Origin of the sequence: Rivularia sp. PCC 7116, from assembly GCF_000316665.1 — a bacterium.
Classification (GTDB): Bacteria; Cyanobacteriota; Cyanobacteriia; order Cyanobacteriales; family Nostocaceae; genus Rivularia.
Window position 1 is genome coordinate 7381046 of record NC_019678.1, and the last position, 20596, is coordinate 7401641.

The 20596-nt window shown below is 37.1% G+C and carries 18 protein-coding genes and 1 pseudogene; 8 read left to right on the forward strand and 11 right to left on the reverse strand.

What is annotated here, in order from left to right:
- Positions 1-22: 22 nt before the first annotated feature.
- Positions 23-1192: a peptidoglycan-binding protein gene (locus RIV7116_RS28325; protein ID WP_044291241.1), complete on the reverse strand. Its 1170-nt coding sequence runs from the start codon at positions 1190-1192 to the stop codon at positions 23-25.
- Between the two features lie 167 nt (positions 1193-1359).
- On the reverse strand, positions 1360-2427 hold the full coding sequence (locus tag RIV7116_RS28330; protein WP_015121764.1) for a DMT family transporter: 1068 nt from the start codon (positions 2425-2427) through the stop codon (positions 1360-1362).
- 325 nt (positions 2428-2752) lie between these two features.
- On the opposite strand from RIV7116_RS28330, the gene RIV7116_RS28335 reads away from it, so the two are divergent.
- On the forward strand, positions 2753-3397 hold the full coding sequence (locus RIV7116_RS28335; protein WP_015121765.1) for a DUF3386 domain-containing protein: 645 nt from the start codon (positions 2753-2755) through the stop codon (positions 3395-3397).
- Between the two features lie 57 nt (positions 3398-3454).
- Here RIV7116_RS28335 and RIV7116_RS28340 read toward each other — a convergent pair whose 3' ends face one another.
- The 3 genes from RIV7116_RS28340 to lipB all read right to left on the reverse strand — a co-directional run bounded on the left by RIV7116_RS28340 (position 3455) and on the right by lipB (position 5246).
- Positions 3455-3850: a GFA family protein gene (locus RIV7116_RS28340; RefSeq protein ID WP_015121766.1), complete on the reverse strand. Its 396-nt coding sequence runs from the start codon at positions 3848-3850 to the stop codon at positions 3455-3457.
- Between the two features lie 82 nt (positions 3851-3932).
- Positions 3933-4175 (reverse strand): hypothetical protein, encoded by a 243-nt coding sequence (locus RIV7116_RS28345; protein ID WP_015121767.1) that lies wholly within the window; start codon positions 4173-4175, stop codon positions 3933-3935.
- Positions 4176-4568: 393 nt separating this feature from the next.
- The gene (lipB, locus tag RIV7116_RS28350) at positions 4569-5246 is read right to left on the reverse strand and encodes a lipoyl(octanoyl) transferase LipB (protein WP_015121768.1); all 678 of its coding nucleotides are present in this window, start codon (positions 5244-5246) and stop codon (positions 4569-4571) included.
- 545 nt (positions 5247-5791) lie between these two features.
- Between lipB and hpf the strand changes: the two genes are divergently transcribed.
- The 3 genes from hpf (at position 5792) to RIV7116_RS28365 (ending at position 7362) form a co-directional block, all read left to right on the forward strand.
- Positions 5792-6457 (forward strand): ribosome hibernation-promoting factor, HPF/YfiA family, encoded by a 666-nt coding sequence (gene hpf, locus RIV7116_RS28355; protein ID WP_015121769.1) that lies wholly within the window; start codon positions 5792-5794, stop codon positions 6455-6457.
- Between the two features lie 405 nt (positions 6458-6862).
- Positions 6863-7096 (forward strand): hypothetical protein, encoded by a 234-nt coding sequence (locus tag RIV7116_RS28360; RefSeq protein WP_015121770.1) that lies wholly within the window; start codon positions 6863-6865, stop codon positions 7094-7096.
- 35 nt (positions 7097-7131) lie between these two features.
- A complete protein-coding gene (locus RIV7116_RS28365) occupies positions 7132-7362 on the forward strand; it encodes a hypothetical protein (protein WP_015121771.1) in 231 nt (76 codons plus the stop codon).
- 222 nt (positions 7363-7584) lie between these two features.
- Here the strand turns inward: RIV7116_RS28365 and dnaK are convergent, their stop codons facing one another.
- Positions 7585-9513, reverse strand: coding sequence for a molecular chaperone DnaK (dnaK, locus tag RIV7116_RS28370; RefSeq protein ID WP_015121772.1), 1929 nt, complete (start codon positions 9511-9513; stop codon positions 7585-7587).
- Between the two features lie 415 nt (positions 9514-9928).
- On the opposite strand from dnaK, the pseudogene RIV7116_RS28375 reads away from it, so the two are divergent.
- The 3 genes and pseudogenes from RIV7116_RS28375 to dusB form a co-directional block, all read left to right on the forward strand.
- Positions 9929-10387, forward strand: a pseudogene (locus RIV7116_RS28375) (Rpn family recombination-promoting nuclease/putative transposase); the annotation flags it as partial.
- Between the two features lie 194 nt (positions 10388-10581).
- The gene (locus RIV7116_RS28380) at positions 10582-10878 is read left to right on the forward strand and encodes an Rpn family recombination-promoting nuclease/putative transposase (RefSeq protein WP_371261667.1); all 297 of its coding nucleotides are present in this window, start codon (positions 10582-10584) and stop codon (positions 10876-10878) included.
- A gap of 17 nt (positions 10879-10895) precedes the next feature.
- Complete coding sequence (dusB, locus tag RIV7116_RS28385; RefSeq protein ID WP_015121773.1) at positions 10896-11921, forward strand: tRNA dihydrouridine synthase DusB; 1026 nt, start codon at positions 10896-10898, stop codon at positions 11919-11921.
- Between the two features lie 112 nt (positions 11922-12033).
- On the opposite strand, the gene RIV7116_RS28390 is transcribed toward dusB, so the two are convergent.
- The 5 genes from RIV7116_RS28390 to RIV7116_RS28420 all read right to left on the reverse strand — a co-directional run bounded on the left by RIV7116_RS28390 (position 12034) and on the right by RIV7116_RS28420 (position 19759).
- Positions 12034-13095: a J domain-containing protein gene (locus RIV7116_RS28390; protein WP_015121774.1), complete on the reverse strand. Its 1062-nt coding sequence runs from the start codon at positions 13093-13095 to the stop codon at positions 12034-12036.
- 1362 nt (positions 13096-14457) lie between these two features.
- Positions 14458-15177 (reverse strand): Crp/Fnr family transcriptional regulator, encoded by a 720-nt coding sequence (locus RIV7116_RS28405; protein WP_015121777.1) that lies wholly within the window; start codon positions 15175-15177, stop codon positions 14458-14460.
- 401 nt (positions 15178-15578) lie between these two features.
- On the reverse strand, positions 15579-16283 hold the full coding sequence (locus tag RIV7116_RS28410; RefSeq protein WP_015121778.1) for a Crp/Fnr family transcriptional regulator: 705 nt from the start codon (positions 16281-16283) through the stop codon (positions 15579-15581).
- A gap of 435 nt (positions 16284-16718) precedes the next feature.
- Positions 16719-17894, reverse strand: a complete 1176-nt coding sequence (locus tag RIV7116_RS28415; protein ID WP_044292470.1) for a low temperature requirement protein A — start codon at positions 17892-17894, stop codon at positions 16719-16721.
- Positions 17895-18181: 287 nt separating this feature from the next.
- The gene (locus RIV7116_RS28420; protein WP_015121780.1) at positions 18182-19759 is read right to left on the reverse strand and encodes an MFS transporter; all 1578 of its coding nucleotides are present in this window, start codon (positions 19757-19759) and stop codon (positions 18182-18184) included.
- Positions 19760-20148: 389 nt separating this feature from the next.
- Between RIV7116_RS28420 and RIV7116_RS36640 the strand changes: the two genes are divergently transcribed.
- Complete coding sequence (locus tag RIV7116_RS36640) at positions 20149-20286, forward strand: hypothetical protein (RefSeq protein ID WP_015121781.1); 138 nt, start codon at positions 20149-20151, stop codon at positions 20284-20286.
- Positions 20287-20596: the final 310 nt, after the last annotated feature.

The following is a 20596-nucleotide window of genomic DNA, read 5'->3' on the forward strand; positions in this document are numbered from 1 at the left end:
CTCACTGCTCACTGCTCACTGCTCACTGTTCACTGTCTTCCCACTCTTGTGGATACTGAATCCGTGTTTCTGGTTCTTCTGATGGTAAAACACGGATGCGATTCATTTGTGAAATTGCGTATTTGGCTGTTTCTTGGACTTCTGGATCTTCATCATCTATTGCCATCGATAGCATTTGGCTAATTTGAGCCATCATGTCATAAACGCGAGTTAAATCGCGGATAGCATTTTTACGCACGTCGGGACTTTCATCTTGCATTGACACCGCTAAAGCCCGATTCATTGGTTTTAAGGTACGAGTACCAATTTCCGATAAAGCAGCTAAAATCAAACTACGTTGTTGCGAGTCAGCATCAGTCATCTGCTCTACTAATGGCTGAATTGCTCGCGAATCTCCTTTTTGTCCTAATTCCCAAATAGCTTTTCTTCGTTTTGTGGGGTTAGAGCTTTCTAAATCTCCGATCAATTCATCAATAACATTGATTTTAGCCAGACGGGAAGTTTTTTCTGTGGGTATTAATTTAGAAGATGGTACATCTTCGTAATCGCTAGGTGGTAAGTATTTTTGCTCTTGATTGGTATCTGCAAATCTATTTTCGGATGGTTGAGCTATGTCGGTATCGTCATCTATATAATCATCATAAGCAGCGGAATTTTTTAAACGCTTAGAATATCTAAACCATTGAATTAAATAAAATAAAGTACCCGCACCAGCCAATATTCCCATTACTATAAAACCAAGCTTAATAAAACTGCTGAGTGAAGATTCTTGTTTTTTTGAAGAACTTTCTTCAGATAATGGTTCTGGGGTAGGTGTAGGAAGAAGATTATCTTGTTTTAAAGTTTCTGCTTTTATAAGTTCTCTGGTTTGACTGCCTGCAATACCATCTGCTTCCAAACCTTTCTTCTGCTGAAATTCAATTACAGCAAGACGTGTTGTTACGCCAAATTGTCCATCAGCGATGCCATTGTAATAACCCAACTTTTTTAATTGGGCTTGAAGTAATCTTACATCTTCTCCCACACTGCCTATTGCCAGGTTAGAGGGTGAGGTAGTATTTGAGGAGTTATTAACTTGAGCTACTTCCAAGAAGAACGCTGTTTTATCGTAATTAGCAGCAGCCGGATTCATGTAAAATCCAAAGCTACTCAGATAAGTAAATATGACTAGATAGTAATGGCATCGGCTCATACATCAAATTTCAACAAAACAGTAGTATAAAAGTTATCGACACAACAATAACTTTAAATTACTTAAATGTTAACTTTTTTCTTGACAAAAAAATTTAAGGAATCGATAAAGAAGTAGTTGATACTTCGTAATAATTTCGATCTGCACCAAAAGCTTTACGGTAATATTCACGGTAATATTTGCGGTTCTGACTGTTTAACTGGTATTTTCAGAGGTTTGAGCTTGTTCTCGGATTGTTCTGAGGCAGATTGCAGTCCCATTTCAGGTATAGTTTCTTTGTTATTCTGCTTTCCTAACTTCTGGCGTTGATTGATTAGATAAATACTAACAATGGTTATAGTTACTCCCACCCATTGCAGAACAGTCAAAACTTCATTTAATAAGATATTGCCGAATATCAAGGCAAATATTGGAGTCAAGAAGGTTAGAGAACTTAGACTTGTAAGATTTCCACTAGAAGCGAAATAGAAAAACACACCGTAGGCGATCGCGCTGCCAAATACAGCCGCATAACCCAAAGCTATCCAGTCTGACGCAGCTAAGTCATTTAATTGTTGAGTTTCTGTTATTGCGGAAATTGCCCATAATGGTAAACCACCTAATACCATGTGCCACCCCGTAGCGGTAACTGCATCCGCATGACGGGTGACAAATCGAATCATTACCGTTCCTATCGCCATACTCAATGCTGCAAGTAGCATCAAAAATTCGCCACTTTGGAAAAATGATTGAGAAATCATTACCGAAGATTCTGCTGTATTAGAAAAAATACTGAAAATTAGTTCATCGGGTAAGCCAATAAGACTAATACCTGTAACGCCTATTGCTAAACCCAACCATCCATATAAGCCAATTTTTTCTGCAAATAACCAAGAACACAACAGCGCTACGGCTAAAGGCTGGGAATCAATCATCACCGAACCCAAACCCGCACCAGTTCTCACCAATCCTTCAGCTAAAAAACCTTGAAATAATGCTCCATCAAATAGTCCAAACAAAGCAATCCACAGCCAAGCTTTCCAACCCTGAGGCTGAGGTTTACCCATAATTACAGCTGCAACCAAAACTAATATCCCAGCCGGTAGTATCCGTATTCCTGCCAGAAAAAAAGGCGTAGTATGAGGAATAACTCCTTTCATCGCCACCATCGCGGTACCCCAAAGGAAAAAGGGCGAGATTAACAATAATGGTTTAAAAACAGAGGAATCCAAGGACGCACTTTTATTTAACTGCATGGGATTACGGAGATTTCGATTTACGCAAGTCAAGGTTAAATTAATCTTAACGAATTATTGCGTTATGTAAAGGAAAAAATACTTAATTTAGGTATGAAATGTTGGGAATTGAACATGAAGCAATTTGCCAAGCAATCTATGCTTAGAATACTAATTACTTCTAAGCCGCTCTAAAATTACCGATAAAAATTCCTTCTTTTCTAATCCCTCTATGCCTCTTCCCCGTCTACCCCTCTCCTAGATATAGGTAATCATAAAGCCGGGAAGGATATGCAGGGCTTCTTCCGATTCGAGTTAACATAACTAAAGACCATAGGAGATACATATGACAGTAGCTCAAACTTCTGCCCGCCAACTTTTACGGGCTGCTTATGAAAACCGTTACACTTGGGACAAGAATTTCCCCGGCTATACCGCAGATGTAACTTACAAATATGGCGGTAAAGAATTTAAGGGAAAAGTCCGCGTTAATCCAGATTTGAAAGCAGAAGTTTTTGATATAGAAGACGAACAAGCTAAAGAAGCAATTAATAATCAATTATGGGAAATAGCAATCCACCGTATCAGACGGGAATTTGAAGACTCTCATAAAGATAATACATTTAGTACTGGTGATACTGACCAATCCGGTGCAGTTGAAGTACTAGTTGGTGGTAAGTCTTCCGGAGATAAATACAAAATTCGCGATCGCGAAGTAGTTCTCGTTCACCGCCACATTCATGGTGTTGTAATTACCATCAATACTTTCAGCACCCACGATACTGGCGCAGGGTACCTCGCCCATCGTTATGATTCGGTATACCACGATCCGAAGACAGGAGAAAAAAAAGGTAACAAAAGTGAGTTTGAAGATAAATATGAGAAAGTAGGCGATTATCACATTCTTAACGAACGGATAATTACCACTGAAGTAGAAGGAAAACCCATGACTATGGAGTTTATCTTTTCTAATATTCAGATGTTGGGATAATTGCATAAAGGAGATGGGGGAAGCGAGAAATGAGGAGCTTAATTCCTAACTTGCTACTTATGACTCGCTACTTACACCCCTATTCTCCCGCAGGTTCTGAATATTGTCTTCCCAATTTCTGCCGTCGAAGGGTACTATTTCAAATTGCGATATCACATCTCCATCAAGACAGCGTAGATTTACATCAATACAGTCGGGATGGCTGCGAGGAATATAAAAAGAATGAACTCCGCAGTTTCTACAAAATTTATGCTTTGCTACACCAGTATTAAAAGTATAGGTTGTTAAATTTTCTTCACCCTTCAACAAAGTAAACTTGTCTAGCGGCACTATCAAGTGTAAAAAACCTTTTTTAGTACATATTGAACAGTTGCAGTTATCAGCTTTGTAATTATCGACTACTACCCGAAAACGTACCGCACTACAATGACATCCACCTTCGTAAGTATTCATAAGAGTTAGGAGTTATGAATAAGAGTTAGGAGCTAATTTTCTCTCTTTATCTTCCCATGCCCAATTCCCAACTTTCAATCTTTTACAAAAATTCCTGTAAAAAGTCTAGTGATTCATCTTCCCACACGGGTTCAGGTGCCAGCCAGCTTAATTTTGTCTTGATATCTTCTTCTATCTCTTCGCTATCTTTTCTGTCAAATAATTCCACCAAAATTTTCCAGTCACGCTCGTTAAATTCTTCTACAGGTGGAGCATGTACTTCTACTTTTTTCGCTGCGTCTACTGCTATTTTTTTTACTGGCTCGGGTGAAATATCGCTTTTCACAGAAAATTATAAATACGTTTTGATTTGAAAAATGAATTAAATAATGATTTCATTCGTGAAGACTAAATTTCCGGTAACTGAAAACTAAGAGAAAAACTCTTCACTAAAAACACAAAAAATTTAGTTTATATACTATAGATTGATGAATACAAGAAATGGCGTTGCTTAATCCGGGTATGAATTTATTTTGTCCTTCATAGTGATGCCCCCTAAATTCTCCCCGTTTAGGGGGGATTTCAATTATCTTGTTCCCCGATAATTGGGGACTCGCGGGGGCAATTCATACTTTTAATCAGCAACGCCCAAAAAATTATTTGGCTTCTAATTTCATAAATAATTACGTTTAAACTATTTCGGGTGAGTGTTCATCCTATCCTACTCAACCTCTTACCCTCAAGATTGATGAATCCCAGATAAAGATTGCTCAATCAATTCTAAATCAAACACTTCCCCAAAGCAGCGTGCAATATGATGCTTTACCTCCCCACAGGTAATACCAGGAATCCATTCAGCTAAACTTGCTACAGATTTATCAGATATGCCGCAGGGTACAATACGCTCAAAACCCTTCATATCTGGACAAACATTTAACGAAAATCCGTGCATGGTAATCCAACGACTCACCTTTATACCAATTGCCGCAACTTTACGATCTTCCAACCAAACCCCAGTTAGCGACGGAATGCGTTTTCCTTGCAATTTGTAAACCGCTAATACACGAATTAAAACTTCTTCCAATTGACGTAGATACCAGTGCAAGTCTTGATTGTGACGGGCTAAATTTAAAATTGGATACCCTACCAACTGTCCGGGACAATGGTACGTTATTTCACCACCTCTTTCAATTCGATGCACCTCATGACTACTTTCATTAAGGTCAAATTTGATAAATTCGCTACTTGCTCCTTTTCCTAAAGTGTATACAGGGGGATGTTCTAACAGTATTAGTACATCATTCAAATCTGGGTTTTTCACGCGCTGAGTTTGAAGTTCTTTTTGCCACATCCATGCATCCAAATACGGCATCACTAATTGGTTATATAGTAAACATTGATTATATGTAGCAGGCATACTATGAAAACAGCTAAAAGGCAAGATGTGTAAGGTACCGAGAGTGTTTCAAATTACTTGGTTTTAGTCAATAAATGTCAAGCAATGTAAAGGATTTAAAAGGAAAGTCACATAAACCGGTTTTGTAAAAAATCCAATGCTAATTTGAATATATAGATCGATGTATATAGCTTAATGTTTTGGGGAGGAATTCTCTGCAATCGTCGTAGCGCTTTCTTAAAAGTCGGAATTACACAGCCTATGGCGTGAAACCCAGCTTTTTGATTGGGTAAACTTCCAAGAAAATTTGTTTAGTAGTCTATGAAAAGCACGTTTGGTAAGCCTCCTCGTAACTATTATAAAGTTGTTGGGGAAGTTAGGCTTTTGTATAACCAGTTAGAGTAAGCAAGTCATACCGATTAAACCGGAATCTAACTTAAATTCGAGAAAATTTCGCATTAACCTTAGAATCGTTTTATAAGTAAACGTTTCACAGCTTAACTAACCGTAAATTTTCGTTCAATCATTCTTTATACCAAATAAAATATTCAAGCGGGAGAGTTTTCATGAAGCTTGTTATCCACGGCAAAAATATCGAAATCACGGATGCAATTCGGGAATACGTGCATCAGAAGATCGAAAAAGCTGCAAATCATTTTCATCATATTACCAACGAAGTGGATGTACATTTAAGCGTAGCTAAGAATCCCCGAATTAATCCCAACCAGACAGCGGAAGTAACGATTTACGCGAATGGTAACATTATCCGTGCCGAGGAGAGCAGTGAAAATTTATATGCCAGTATTGATTTAGTTGCAAACAAAATTGCTCGTCAATTACGAAAATACAAAGAGCGACGACGAGATAAGAAAATCCACGATCGCACTAATAATATTGAGGAAATAATTCCAGAAGAAATGGTGACGGATTTAATTGGCGATCGCACTCCCGAATTACCTGAAGAAGTAGTGCGTACCAAATATTTTGCCATGCCACCGATGACTGTTTCCCAAGCTTTAGAGCAGTTGCGATTGGTGGGACACGATTTTTATATGTTCCATAACAGCGAAACAGACGAGATAAATGTAATTTACGAACGCAACCACGGTGGCTATGGTGTAATCCAAGCCCGCCACCCCAATTATTCCAACGGAAATGGAAATGGGAATGGCAGCGTTAAAACGTCTCACGGTAACTTTAACATGCCCGCAAAATTAAACTCTAATCATTAAGCCTCAAAGGTAAAATCAGAAACTAATTGGAGGATAAATAGAAAAAATCTAACTCAAGATAAACCTAAAAACAAATATTACAGCACTTGCTCTTTCTCCCGCGAGTGCTTTAGCGGTACGGGCAATATACAAGATGCCTGTGCCGCTATCCGTTTATTTAGTTATCAGCGATAAAATCCCAAGCAGTATATCAAGCTGTATTATTCACATTTGAAAATAACTTAGCAGCACAAGCGGTATATATACGAATAGGTTTTCAACAAGCTGGTGGAGAATATAGTTTGTTGCTATTTCAAGATTCTTCAGAATAAATTAAATAATTTTGTATTCATCTAAATATATTTGGGAACTATAAGAATAAGGTATTTTGCCAAAATATCTCAGATATCTTAAATATATGAATAAATGAATCAAAACAATCAACCAAACCCAAAAAATGATAATCGCGCTCAATTTACTGCTCGTTTTGGCTGCGGTTTCATTTTTGGTATTTTCTTCGCATTCACTTTAGGATTTGTCGCTGATGCTCAAACATTTACTGCTTTATTAGGAATAATATTTGTATCGGCAGTCATATGTGGTTTATTATCTGCGGCTTTTGGCGATAAATTTTGGCATTGGCTTCGTTTTTGGATATAACATTAATTTGAATGGGAAAATATTAGTATAAAAAAATGTCCTTAGAACCTTGTAAAGTTTGCGGTGTTCTCAACAGTAGTGAAGAAGAAATTTGTCTTAGCTGCGGTTTTCCCACAAAGGGACGAAAAAGACCGGTAATATTTCAAGTAGCTGCCGTTATTCTTGTCTTAGCTTTTCTAATTCCTGTAATTACAACCTTAATTAGTTTAATTAAACCGCAGCAACAGCAACTGCCAACTAATACAAAAACATCTTGGATGAATTAAAGAAGTTATTTTTAAAATACTAAGCTGCTAGGCATTTAACTTATATATTCATTTGGCATTGATTAATGGCTGCAATTCTTATTCCTTCTTGCTTCTTCCTTGCTATTGTGCATTAAAAATGCACAACAGCTTATCAATCAAAAATCCCCACATTGCAAAAATTGCGGGGATAAAAAATACTATTTGAAATTGAGGTGAGTTTTTAGCTCACCAGTACAATAACTACTTAGACTCTGTGAAGTCAGCATCAATTACATCATCACCAGCCGAAGCACCTGCATCTGCATCTCCAGTTGCACCGTTAGGAGCTTCACCACCGGGAGCAGCACCATCAGGAGCAGCACCACCAGCTTGCTGATACATATTGCTACCTACTGTAAACAATGCTTGTTGCAATTCTGGCATTACTTTTTGAATCTGCTCGTCGTCTTCCTTGGCAACAGCATCTTTCAAGTCTTTGACTAAACCTTCAATTTTGGTTTTGTCGTCTGCAGGAACTTTATCTCCCAATTCCTGGAGCTGCTTTTCTGCTTGATACGCCAAGGAATCAGCTTGGTTCTTACGGTCGATTTTTTCGCGACGTTCTTTATCAGTAGAAGAGAAGCTTTCTGCTTCGTTTACCATGCGTTCAACTTCGGTTTTATCCAAAGTAGAAGCACCGGTGATGCTAATGGATTGTTCCTTACCAGTACCTTTATCTTTAGCGGTAACGTTCAAGATACCGTTAGCATCGATATCGAAAACAACTTCAATTTGAGGTACTCCACGAGGTGCGGGAGGAATTCCATCTAAACGGAAGGTTCCTAAACTCTTGTTGTCGTTGGACATTTCACGCTCACCTTGGAGTACGTGAATTTCTACGTTGGTTTGTCCGTCTACAGCAGTAGAGAATACTTCCGATTTTTTGGTGGGAATAGTTGTGTTGCGAGGAATAATTTTGGTCATTACTCCACCGAGGGTTTCTACACCCAAACTCAACGGACTTACGTCTAAGAGCAAGATTCCGGTAACTTCACCAGAAAGTACACCAGCTTGAATTGCAGCACCAACAGCTACAACTTCGTCTGGGTTAACGCTTTGGTTGGGGTCTTTTCCTAATACGCGCTTAACTACTTCTTGTACTGCGGGAATACGGGTAGAACCACCAACTAGTACGATTTCGTCAATATTTTCTTTGCTTAATTTTGCGTCGCGCAATGCATTTTCAACCGGAATGCGACTGCGATCGATTAAATCCGAGCAAATTTCTTCAAACTGAGCGCGAGTCATGGTTGTATCCAAGTGCTTTGGACCATCCTGAGTTGCGGTAATAAATGGTAGGTTAATTTCAGTTTGGGTAACGCTAGAAAGTTCGATTTTAGCTTTTTCAGCAGCTTCAGTTAAACGTTGTAAAGCTTGCTTATCTTTGCGTAAATCAATACCTTCTTGCTTTTGGAAATCTTCAGCTAAATAATCAACAATCTTTTTATCAAAGTCATCACCACCAAGGTGGGTATCACCTGAAGTCGAAAGTACTTCAAATACACCGTCACCAACTTCTAAGATAGATACGTCGAAGGTACCACCACCAAGGTCAAATACCAAGATAGTTTCGTTGCTCTTCTTATCTAAACCATAAGCCAAAGAAGCAGCGGTAGGTTCGTTGATAATCCGCAATACTTCAATACCGGCAATCTTACCAGCGTCTTTGGTTGCTTGACGCTGAGAATCGTTAAAGTATGCAGGAACGGTAATAACTGCTTGAGTGATGGTTTCGCCAGTATACTTACTAGCGTCGTCTACTAACTTACGAAGAACTTGCGAAGAGATTTCTTCTGGAGCGAACTGTTTACCAGCTTGGGGACAATCAAGCTTAACGTTGCCGTTGCCGTCACGAACAACTTTATAAGAAACTTCGGTTGCTTCGTGAGTAATTTCTTCGTGCTTGCGTCCCAAAAAGCGCTTAACCGAGTAAAAAGTATTCTCGGGATTCATTACCGCTTGACGTTTAGCGATTTGTCCTACGAGGCGATCGCCATTTTTAGCGAAAGCAACAACACTAGGTGTGGTGCGAAAACCTTCAGCATTAGCAATAACCGTGGGCTTACCACCTTCCATTACTGCTACGCAAGAATTAGTTGTACCTAAGTCAATTCCAACTACTTTTGCCATTTTATTTTTGGCTCCGTATAACTACAAAAACAATGAATGAGAATATAAAAGATTTAATTTTGAGGTAACTGGCTCTTAAAAGCAACCACTAAAGGCATCAATATGAAAGCGCTTGTTGAGCATTGAGCCACTGGCTATCCTATTTACACTGTTATATATACTGAGCCTGTGCAGCCAGTGAATGAAGGGTGGTTTCCCGAACCCGTAATTGGACGGTTATGCAACAATCCAGTGTTGATGGCTCAATCAGTGTTTGCTTGCACAATGACTAATGTATGAGAATTAATACTATGAGTAATTCGGGTGAACCGTAACATTAATGTGGTGTTTGCCGTCTTTTAAGAGAAAATAGGGTTTATTGTTGCTTAAAAAAGATTCAAGTAGCAGCATTTTTCTCTTTTTAACAGCAATCAGTGTGAAAACAGACAGCATTTTCTACCGTCTTTTTAAAGAATTCCCCAGCATCTTTTTTGAATTAATTGGTGATTTACCTCAAACAGCAGATGTTTACGAATTCTCATCTGTCGAAATCAAACAAACAGCATTCTGAATTGATGGGGTTTTTCTACCCACTCAAGGAGAAGAAAATCCGATTTATTTTGTAGAAGTTCAATTTCAAACCGATGAAGAAATTTATTCAAGACTATTCTCTGAAGTATTTTTATACCTCCGTCAAAACAAAACTAAAAATCCTTGGCGGGGAATAGTAATCTATCCCAGTCGCTGTATAGATACAGCAGATACGAATCATTACAGCGAATTCTTTCACAGCGGGCGTGTAAATAGAATTTATCTTGATGAATTAGGGGAGACAACATCCTTAGCAGTCGGAATTGCTACCATAAAACTAATAATTGAAGATGAAAATACATCTATAGGAATCCGTTTTGAATATTGAAAAAATCTAGGTATTTGTAGGGTGTGTTACGACGCTAGTCTAACGCACCGAAACCCTTATATCATGGTGCGTTGCGCTTCGCGACAACACACCCTACGTATATTTCAAAAATCAATTAGGATTCCTATATCGTCGCAGCAAAAGATTTAATTGCAAGAACCCAGCAAGAAATCAATACCGAACAGCAGCAAAAACAGTTATTAGAATTGATAGAGACAATTTTAGTTTATAAGTTTCCCCGAATGAATAGAAAGGAGATGGAAGCAATGTTTGGATTAAGCGATTTAAAACAAACCCGAGTTTATCAAGAAGGAGTTGAAGAAGGAAAAGAAGAAGGAAGACAAGAAGGGCGTATTGAATCTATACCTAGATTATTAAAATTGGGTTTAAGTATAGAACAAATTGCCCAAGGTTTAGATTTGGATTTAAAAGTAGTTAAAAAACAAGTTGAAAATCAAGATCAATAATTTATTCCTAATCCCCAATGCCCAATTCCCATTTTTCCCCAGAACTAAAAACTAAACTTTCAACTCCTTTAAAAATTGGCTCGGTAGAAGTTAACAGCCGAGTTTTACAATCGCCCCTTTCTGGCGTGACTGACATGGTATTTCGGCGTTTGGTACGTCGCTACGCACCCGATTCAATGATGTATACCGAAATGGTTCATGCTTCGGGTTTAGCTCATGTCAAAGAATTACCCAAGGTTATGGATGTTGATGTAAACGAACGTCCTATAAGCATTCAGTTGTTTGACTGTCGTCCGGATTTTCTCGCCCAAGCTGCTCAAAAAGCAGTAGCAGAAGGGGCAGATACGATTGATATAAATATGGGTTGCCCGGTAAACAAAGTTACCCGAAAAGGCGGTGGTTCTTCTTTATTAAGGCAGCCAGAAGTTGCAGAAGCAATAGTTAAAGAAGTTGTCGGTGCGGTAGATATTCCCGTAACAGTAAAAACTCGTATCGGTTGGGACGATGCGGAAATTACTATTATTGATTTTGCTAAAAGAATGCAGGATGTAGGAGCGCAAATGATTACTATTCATGGGCGTACTCGCGCTCAAGGATACAATGGTAACGCTCGCTGGGAATGGATTGCTCAAGTTAAAGAGGTGCTTGATATTCCAGTAATTGCCAATGGAGATATTTTTTCTGTTGAATCAGCAATTAAATGTTTGGAAATAACTGGTGCTGATGGGGTAATGTGTTCGAGAGGTACTTTGGGCTATCCGTTTTTAGTAGGAGAAATTGATTATTTTCTTAAAACAGGAGAAAAGTTATCTCCCCCAACAACTATTCAACGTCTGGAATGCGCGAAGGAACATTTAAGAGCTTTGTGGGAATACAAAGGAAATAGGGGGATTTATCAAGCGCGTAAACATATGGCTTGGTATGCAAAGGGTTTTGAAGGTGCTGCGGAATTACGACAGCAATTTAATCAAGTGGAAACGGTTTTAGAAGGGGAAAAATTAATTAATCTAGCAATAGAAAATCTGATGATAGGTAATGGGTAATGGGTAATTGGTAATATTTCTACTTTCTAAAAATAAAAAATAGAGATGCAGTACTTCTGTATCTCTACTTCCCAAAATAAAAATTTCTAATCCAAAAATCTTTTTCAAAAGCTTAAAATTCCTCAAATTCCCCAAACATCTCCTCAAAAAGCTCGTCAATTATTTCTTGATTTCTTTGTTGTAAAACTGGTGGTCCGGCAAGAAAATCTTTAATGGTAATTTTTTTATCTCTAAAGTTTTTTACAAAGTTACAAATTGAAGAAATCACTTCTATTTCGGATTCTACTTGTTCTACGGTTTGAGAAATCGGATCTATTCCTTCTTTAACAGCTTTCCGATAACCAGAAACCATCTGCCCTTCATTGGTATTCTTTGCCATTCTCAACTCACTTTTTAAGTTTTCATATTGGCTTTTTAGAAAATCATTATGCTGTTCCAATTTATTGCATTTTCTAGTTAAATCGTCTTCGCTGTTAATTGAAAAAGATTCTTCAACCTGATGTAATTTTTCGATTTCCAGCAATCGAGCCAAGTCACCTTCTTGGTAAGCTCTATTAATTTCTTTCATGATTTCTGTGTGGTGCATTTGGATATCGCTATCTGTCACTTTATCAGGATGAAATATCTCAGCTAACCTTAAAAATGTTTGACGAATCTTCTTCGATTCAACTGTTTTATTCATAGGCGAAAAATCTTGTTGCTCTGCATGATATCTATGGCTATCATCATATTCGCCGCTATCTCGATCGGGATTATTGAAAAACTCATTTTCTTCTTCCCCTACAAAAAAATCTTCTTCAATATCACCATCTTGCGTCAGATTAAGTTTAACGCTAATTATTCCAGCGACTTGAAGACTTCGATAAACCTGTTCGATATTTTTTCTTGTCTGCTTTCCTAACTTCCGTGTAGTTAAAATTTCATCAAATAGCGAATGTATTTCTTCATCTAAAGCTGCCATCTTTTGAAAACAAGGAGTACATCTGCTGTGTACTTCTGTGGCTACAGAACGCATTTGCTCAAGAAAGTTCTTCTGTTCGGTGCGTTTTTTCTTAATTTGCTTGAGCAACCACTGATGTTCTTTTTCCAAAGTTGCCAAACGTATGTGGAGAGAGGAAAGAGCAAGTGTGGTTGCTGATGAAAGCTTGGATGGGGGTGAAACACGTGTAGACATAGAAATTATAGGTTGCTTCCAGGCTAATGTACCAATTAGAACTGCATTAGGGAAGTACTTTTTTGTCAATGCTGAATCGGTATAAGGAAGGGAAGTTTTTTTGTTAAATACCTTGGCTTACCTAAACCCAGCTTTTTAACTATTAGAGAAACCATATAATGCCTTAAACTATGGGCTGCGATCGCGTTTCTCTGAAAACCATCGGGATTCATGAAATACATCAATATTCTTTATCTATCATATTTTGGGATACTTACAATTTTCACCATTTACCCAAAACTAATTAGCGTTATATATAAAAATTAATTCAATCTCTGACTCGTTTAAAGACAACAATATAGGTTCTTTACTATTGTCTAAGGTGTTGTCTATTAACCTTATTATCCAACGACCTGTTATATCTTCTGAAGCTTCAACTACACCATGAAAATCAAATACATATTTTGGATATAGTATTTTTACTAAACTTCCTACCTGAATCATATATATAATTTATTTTATTTTATGATTTATTCGAGGCGATTAAAAATATTTTTTACTTTTGTGTAGGGAACCAATTTTCTGAAGCTTCTTTTAATTCAGTCAAGTTATATTGAGCTTTCCAACCACAATTAAAGCATTGGAATCCAAATGTACGGTTAGTTATATATTCACGATATTTTATTTTTACAGAACTACAGCATGGACATGCACCCCTGAGTACCAGTGACTTTAGTTCTTGCTCTGCTTCTTGATTGTTATCAAACATATATTCACCCTTGAAGTTGCCATATGAATTTACCTATTTGTCTCTAATGGGGTGCAAGTAATTAATATAATTACTAGCCAATATAAATTGGGTATATATCTATAGGGCAATGGCATTGAGAGAATAAATCCATACCCTGACTTGTTTTCGGACTCGAAACTGAGAACACTGTGAGTAGCTCCTAGCCAGGAGGCTGAGAAAAAGTCAGTGCATTAGTTAGGACTAAATAAGCGTGCCGATAAAGGTAAGTTTGAAAACATATATTATGATTTTTTTGCAATATCATCTACAAAAAAATATTTTTTAATTATTATATTTTTTATCTAAATAAATTTACTGTCAAATAATTATCTAGCTCAAATCTACTGGCTTTTAAACTAATAAACTATAGTTTATTTGCTCATTTTAATATACTCTTTAATTTTGATAAGACAACATTAACTCTTCCATGCTCTCAAATTAAAATCATTAAAATAAAAACAGGAAGAGTTTTTCAATTTCAGCTTTGGGAAAAATTACTCGTTTTGATAAAATAATCTCCACTACAGCTTTCTTCAGTATTCAAGATTGCCATAATTATTTCTCGCATGTCAGTACGTTATCGTACTTTCGATTCAACTCCATTTTGAGTTGAGCAAGCGAGTATACTCATCTTTGATAACGCGGTAACATTCGCAAGCTGTATCATTCAAGGCTTGCCGATTGAGGATGCTAATTTTTCCACGGGTATAACGAATCATTCCTGCTTGTTGCAAAGTTCCTGCTGCAACAGTTACACCCGAACGACGAGTTCCTAACATTTGAGATATAAATTCTTGTGTGAGATATAACTCATCTTTCATAACGCAATTTTGGGCTGTCAATAGCCAACGAGCGAGTCTTTCTTCAATATTATGCTGTCGATTGCACGCAGCATTTTGGGAAGCTTGAGTGAAAAGTGCTTGGGTGTAAAGTAACAAGAGTTTTTGCAACTCTCCACCTCTATCAAACTCACTTTTTAAAATGTTGCCATTTAGCTTCAGCGCAGAACCTTCAATTTGAACAATAGCACGGCTTGTAGTAGAATAACCGCCTAGGAAAACCGGCAGCCCTACCATACCCTCTTTACCTATTAAGCTTATTTCGGTTGTAGAACCATCTTCCATTATTGATACTAAAGAAATCATAGCTAAACTAGGGAAGTATGCTTCCGTCATAGCTTCTCCTGGCTCGCATAATACTTCTCCAGCGATTAAATCAATGGGTTCTAAATGAGGAACAAGTCGTTGATAATCTTCTGAGGGTAAAGCTGCTAGCAGCTGATTGACTATTGCACCATCAATATCGTCTGACATATCAAAGAACACAATCTTCTTAATTGAGTCGTATTGGGGAAAATACCTCACCACACCAGAAAAATAAATAATATCTGCTGATGCTTACAGGCATTTTGCCTTTGGAATTGTTTACAGCATCAGTTCTCTTAACAATATCAAGTTGAAAATAGATTTTTAAAGCCAGACATCTTAAGGATCGGGCAATTCAATGTCCAATTTATTAAAACTTCCCAAGCTTGCTATATCAAATTAAATTGAAAAGCAGCAGCTACTCAAAATCTAAAATCAAAGATGGTATTACGTTTGCTGACACCGCATGTCTGTAAACAAAAGAATACCTCGATCCCAGAAAAAATCAGTACGGTATCGTACATATATTTTCAAAAGTTGAAGAAAATATAAAAATTTAGCAAGCTGCTTTATCCCAGTAAGCGCTTAAATTCATCACGGATTAGTCCATAGCATTCACAAGCTGCCTCTTCGAGCTGTTTCCTTTGCTGAATAGTGATTTGCCCTCTGCTATAGCTAATTAAACCTGCTTTCTGAAGCGCGATCGCTGCCTCTGTAACGCTAGCGCGACGGACTCCAAGCATTTCAGATATAAATTTTTGGGTGAGCGGTAGCTCATCTCTATTTACACAGTCATTAACCGAAAGCAGCCATCGAGCAAGTCTTTCTTCAATCAAGTGATGCGATTTGCAAGCTGCTATTTGTGATATTTGAGTTAATCTAGCTTGAGTATAGAGTAACAGCTTTTGCTGTAATTTTTTTCCTCTTTCAAATTCGCTTCTAAGTACCGAAGCATCCATTTTTAATGCATTACCATGAACCTGAACGATTGCACGATTTGTCGCAGTATTTCCTCCTAAAAATACTGGAAGACCAACCATTCCTTCATTGCCTACCAAACCAATTTCGGTAGTCGAATTATCTTTCATAATCGAAACCAAAGAAATCATTGCTTCTAAAGGAAAGTAAACTTCTTTTATCAACTGTTTCGGTTCATAAATAACCTGCCCTAAGGACAAACTAACAGGTTTTAGATACGGAACTAAGCGCTTATATTCTTCAGAAGGTAAACCCATCAACAGTTGATTAGCCGACAAGGAAGGCGAATCAAACATGAGGTAATCAAATCTCTTTTTGTGAAAATTTTACTTCAATGGAGGAATATTACTCAAACATAATATTTGCTACGATTAGAGGAAAACAAGATTTTTCTTCAAACAGACAATTTATAATATCCCAAATAAATACCCTAGTTAGATTGATAATAAAAAGATGATTTGTCTCTAAAGCATAACAATAGCCATAATGCTAAGCTATCAAATTATCTCCCAATAAATTATTGAAATATATATACATAAAGTTAAGCTTCAAGTAGTGGAAGTATATCTTTAAGTAAGAGTATAGTTTGGTCGCAATCATTCAATAGTTTGTAATATTTTTTTAATGAAATATAATAAATATTATTTATGCTAAATATAAGCAGCGCTTGTGATTGCGTCTTGGTTGTTACAATATGCTTGCAGGTTAGTTTATTCTTCTATTCTCTTAAATCAATCTTGAGATGTAGACAATTCACCACTTTGATATAAATCTTCTATCACCTGAATGGCGCAAATCAAAGCAACTAATCCGGTAATAACCACAGGTTGCAAATTTATCCCGATTATAGCCAGAAATATCAAAATTACGGCAGCCAAAAATCTGTATTTGGCTCTAACTTTGCAACGAAATATTATCCCCGTACTATGGAGAACACTTAAACTGAGCAAACATAGAGCGACTCCACCACAAATTAACCAACGTTGTGGACTTGGTAGAGCTTGATTTGCATCGCTCATTATTATTTGTTCTACAGCAACCCCTGTAGTAGCTAAACCGATAACCAGAGGTAAATGTCCGTAAAGCCAGATTTGAATTAATCGGATTTTCTTGCTAGTGGCATTACTCTGTAAAATCGAACCCGTAACATTTTCAAAGTAAATCCACCACAAACTAAAAGCAATACTAAAGCCAAGTATCGCAGAAATTGCGCTTTGTACATCCCATTTTTGTTCGGAAACTCCATTCACTACGGCAATAATTGCTTCACCTAAAACAATAATAGTAAAAAGTCCAAAACGTTCTGGTAAATGTTCGGGATGAGGAAGCAAAGCAACTTGAAACCGTTTTGCAGTGATTGCTGTAGTCAAATCCACAATTAAAGCTAATGTCCAAACCATAAAACGTATAGGAATTGGAATAAAAGCTGATATTAACCACAAAGCCGCAGCAATAGAAAAACCGGTGCAGTAATATTTAGCTAAACCTTTGGCTTGAGGAATATGCTTGATTACTCGTAAGTATTCTAAAACTAAAATAAACCTGGTTGCTGAGTAAGCAATTGCAAAACCAGCAGAACTTTCACCCAAGCCATGATGGATATTAACAGCAACAGCTGCTAATGACAACATTTGCAAACCAGTTAACAAACGATGTTTTATATCATCGCTATCGAATCGATTTGCATAAAATGTAGTTCCAATCCAAGCCCACCAAATTGGTATAAACAAAAAAACGAAGCCAACAAAGCCTTTTATCGAAACATCTTCATTTAGATAATGAGCAATTTGCGATACAGCAACTACATACACTAAATCATAAAAAAGCTCCAACCAAGTAGCATGACGATGTTCTTCTTCTACTTCTTCACCTATACGTAAACGAGGAGGTTGCAACCAGCCTTTCATATAAATAATTAGTTCTTTGTTTTGAGACATTAACTTTATATCTCAAGCTAGTTTAATTAGCAATAAATTTGATTGCTAATCAAGCAAGTTATCTAGATATAAAGGTAAATTTAGCAAGTTTTTTTACTTTCTATTCTGGTATTTCGTTCTGTATTTTTATTTTTTGGCATTGCTGAATTGAAATATGAATTTATTTTTCTCATATTTACTTGCCCCCTAAATACCCCAAGTTTGGGGGACTTGAAATTATTTTTTCCTCAGAATTGGGTGTTGGAATGCCTATTTTTTTATACCGGTTTCTGCCGTTGATTTATCATTAAAAATGCTACCAAAGCACTTGTAAGTGCCAAAGCTGCGGCAATAAACATTATTAAACGAAAACTATCTACATAGGCAAGTGCTATTGCTTGTTCGATTGCGTTTTTTAACCCATCACTTACATTCTCAGGGACTTTTGCAGCAGCTAAATTAATTCTTTCTTTTGCCAAAGCTTGCTGTATCTGAGGTGATAAGTTCAACTTCGCCAAACGTCGGTCTAAACTGTAATTAAAAGTATTAAAAACAAAAATATTAAATATGGCGATCGCTAATAATCCAGCGGTACGAGAAACTGCATTGTTGACTCCTGAAGCAATACCAACTTTACGCTTTCTCACCGAACCCATAACGGTAGTTGTCAAAGGAGCAACGCTAACTGACATTCCCAACCCTAATATTACGATAGCTGGGAAAAATGTGACCCAGTAGCTGCCACCAATTCCGGGTAATGCAAACAAGATAAAACCGAATGCTGCAATTACCGGCCCTACTATTAATGGTAATTTAGCATCATAGCGATTGACTAAATTACCAGACCATCGTGACAAAAAGAACATAATCAGAATAAACGGCAAAAAAACCGCTCCAGCAGCAGTTGGAGAGTAGCCTTGTACCTGAATTAAATTAAAGGGAACAAAATATAAAACCCCTCCTAAAGCTGAATATAATAATAATGTTAATAAATTTGCACCGCTAAAAGTACGCGATTTAAATAAATATAAAGGCATCATTGGACCGTAAATATTAGCTTCTACAAATACAAAGGCACCTAAAAGTATTAATCCTATGATAATGCTGCTAATTACTAAAGGATGAGAAAGCCCTAAAATAGAAGATTCAATTAATCCGAATACTGCCGCTCCTAAGCCCAAAGTTATCAACATCGCTCCCCAATGATCGAGACGGGTAAATTCGCGATCGCGACTTTCGGGAACGTACCGAAATAAAACGGATAGAATTATAATTGCTAGTGGAACGTTAATAAAAAATATCCACCGCCAAGATAAATTTTCTAGCAGCCAACCGCCCAAAACTGGTCCTAATGCCGAAGTTATAGCTGTAAAACCAGACCAAATACCAATAGCTTTTCCTCGCTCATAATCGCCAAAAGAAGCGCTGAGAATAGCTAAACTTCCAGGAACTAATAAAGCTCCACCAATGCCTTGAAAAGCACGAGCAACAATTAATTGATTTATATCAGGTGATAAAGCACACCATCCAGAAGCAAGAGCAAATAAAGCAATCCCACAAGCATAAATTAATCTTCTTCCAAATCTATCTCCTAAAGACCCACCAACTAAAATTAAAGCAGCTAAAAACAAAGCATAAGACTCTACTACCCACTGCAGTTGAGTCGCGTTTGCATTCAAAGCTTCTTGCAATACAGGTAGCGCTACATTGACAACAGTGCCATCAATCATTGCCATACTCGAACCGAGTATAGTCGCCACTAGTACCCAACGTTCGGTAATACGAGAACAAGAAGTGGAGCATCGCTTAGCTTTAATTACTCCGGCATCACATGGCGGTTTCACAATGTTTGACATCTCAAGCCACTAAGAGCGCAACTTTCAAAATTTTACCGGAAGTTGTTGATTTTTCTCTACTAAATATTAATTCGCATTTTTGTCAATAATCTTATTATCGATTTTTCATATATAAAAGGTATATTTTGTCTGGTGCAGGTACAATTATTTTTGATTAATAAAAAATGATTTTTTATTAACAGTATTCGCTAAAAAATCACGCTAAATATGGTGTTTCAGAGATTGGAAACCCCTAATTTTCTTTATTTTGGGCTAATTTGCGTAATTCCCAATTAAATAATTTACCAAGGTTATATTAAAATAATTTTTGGGTACAAACGCTTTGTCTCAGTTTACTGCGGAGCGCGACTACTTATTAATTATGTTTGTCTTTTCTAGTTAGCATCAAAATGGCTGAAAATTCCGATCGTCAAAAAAGGATTATGGAGCATCTTGCTCGTAGCACCAATGATTTTATTAAACCTAAACTAAATTCTGTTGAAAGGAAGCAACAAATATTAGAGCATATTCGTTTAACTAAGAATTAAGTTTTTTGAGGTGGGAGATTCCCACCTTTTTTTATGTTTAAGCTCGATTGAAGAGGCGCATTTTGCGTGTAGAGGAGGCAAAACGCAGTCAAGTCGTAGCGGTGAGCGGGGTTCTCTCGCAGAATGTTGTTGTTTCACCCCTTTGCTATAAGGGTTTTCCTATTACTGCACTACATCAATTTTGAAGAGTTGAGGCACTAAGAATGTGTTACCTAGCAAAATTGCTCGAGCAGAGCAGCAGTGTTAAAAAATACACGCAATTATATTTGTTTACTATCAATAAATTTAATCAACCATAACGGTTATTATA

What these genes read in the sequence shown, in the direction of transcription:
- RIV7116_RS28325 (WP_044291241.1), bottom strand. Translation starts at nt 1,192, where the DNA reads ATGAGCCGATGCCATTACTATCTAGTCATATTTACTTATCTGAGTAGC.
- RIV7116_RS28330 (WP_015121764.1), bottom strand. Translation starts at nt 2,427, where the DNA reads ATGCAGTTAAATAAAAGTGCGTCCTTGGATTCCTCTGTTTTTAAACCA.
- RIV7116_RS28335 (WP_015121765.1), top strand. Translation starts at nt 2,753, where the DNA reads ATGACAGTAGCTCAAACTTCTGCCCGCCAACTTTTACGGGCTGCTTAT.
- RIV7116_RS28340 (WP_015121766.1), bottom strand. Translation starts at nt 3,850, where the DNA reads ATGAATACTTACGAAGGTGGATGTCATTGTAGTGCGGTACGTTTTCGG.
- lipB (WP_015121768.1), bottom strand. Translation starts at nt 5,246, where the DNA reads ATGCCTGCTACATATAATCAATGTTTACTATATAACCAATTAGTGATG.
- hpf (WP_015121769.1), top strand. Translation starts at nt 5,792, where the DNA reads ATGAAGCTTGTTATCCACGGCAAAAATATCGAAATCACGGATGCAATT.
- RIV7116_RS28360 (WP_015121770.1), top strand. Translation starts at nt 6,863, where the DNA reads ATGAATCAAAACAATCAACCAAACCCAAAAAATGATAATCGCGCTCAA.
- RIV7116_RS28365 (WP_015121771.1), top strand. Translation starts at nt 7,132, where the DNA reads ATGTCCTTAGAACCTTGTAAAGTTTGCGGTGTTCTCAACAGTAGTGAA.
- dnaK (WP_015121772.1), bottom strand. Translation starts at nt 9,513, where the DNA reads ATGGCAAAAGTAGTTGGAATTGACTTAGGTACAACTAATTCTTGCGTA.
- dusB (WP_015121773.1), top strand. Translation starts at nt 10,896, where the DNA reads ATGCCCAATTCCCATTTTTCCCCAGAACTAAAAACTAAACTTTCAACT.
- RIV7116_RS28390 (WP_015121774.1), bottom strand. Translation starts at nt 13,095, where the DNA reads ATGTCTACACGTGTTTCACCCCCATCCAAGCTTTCATCAGCAACCACA.
- RIV7116_RS28405 (WP_015121777.1), bottom strand. Translation starts at nt 15,177, where the DNA reads ATGTCAGACGATATTGATGGTGCAATAGTCAATCAGCTGCTAGCAGCT.
- RIV7116_RS28410 (WP_015121778.1), bottom strand. Translation starts at nt 16,283, where the DNA reads ATGTTTGATTCGCCTTCCTTGTCGGCTAATCAACTGTTGATGGGTTTA.
- RIV7116_RS28415 (WP_044292470.1), bottom strand. Translation starts at nt 17,894, where the DNA reads ATGAAAGGCTGGTTGCAACCTCCTCGTTTACGTATAGGTGAAGAAGTA.
- RIV7116_RS28420 (WP_015121780.1), bottom strand. Translation starts at nt 19,759, where the DNA reads ATGTCAAACATTGTGAAACCGCCATGTGATGCCGGAGTAATTAAAGCT.
- RIV7116_RS36640 (WP_015121781.1), top strand. Translation starts at nt 20,149, where the DNA reads ATGGCTGAAAATTCCGATCGTCAAAAAAGGATTATGGAGCATCTTGCT.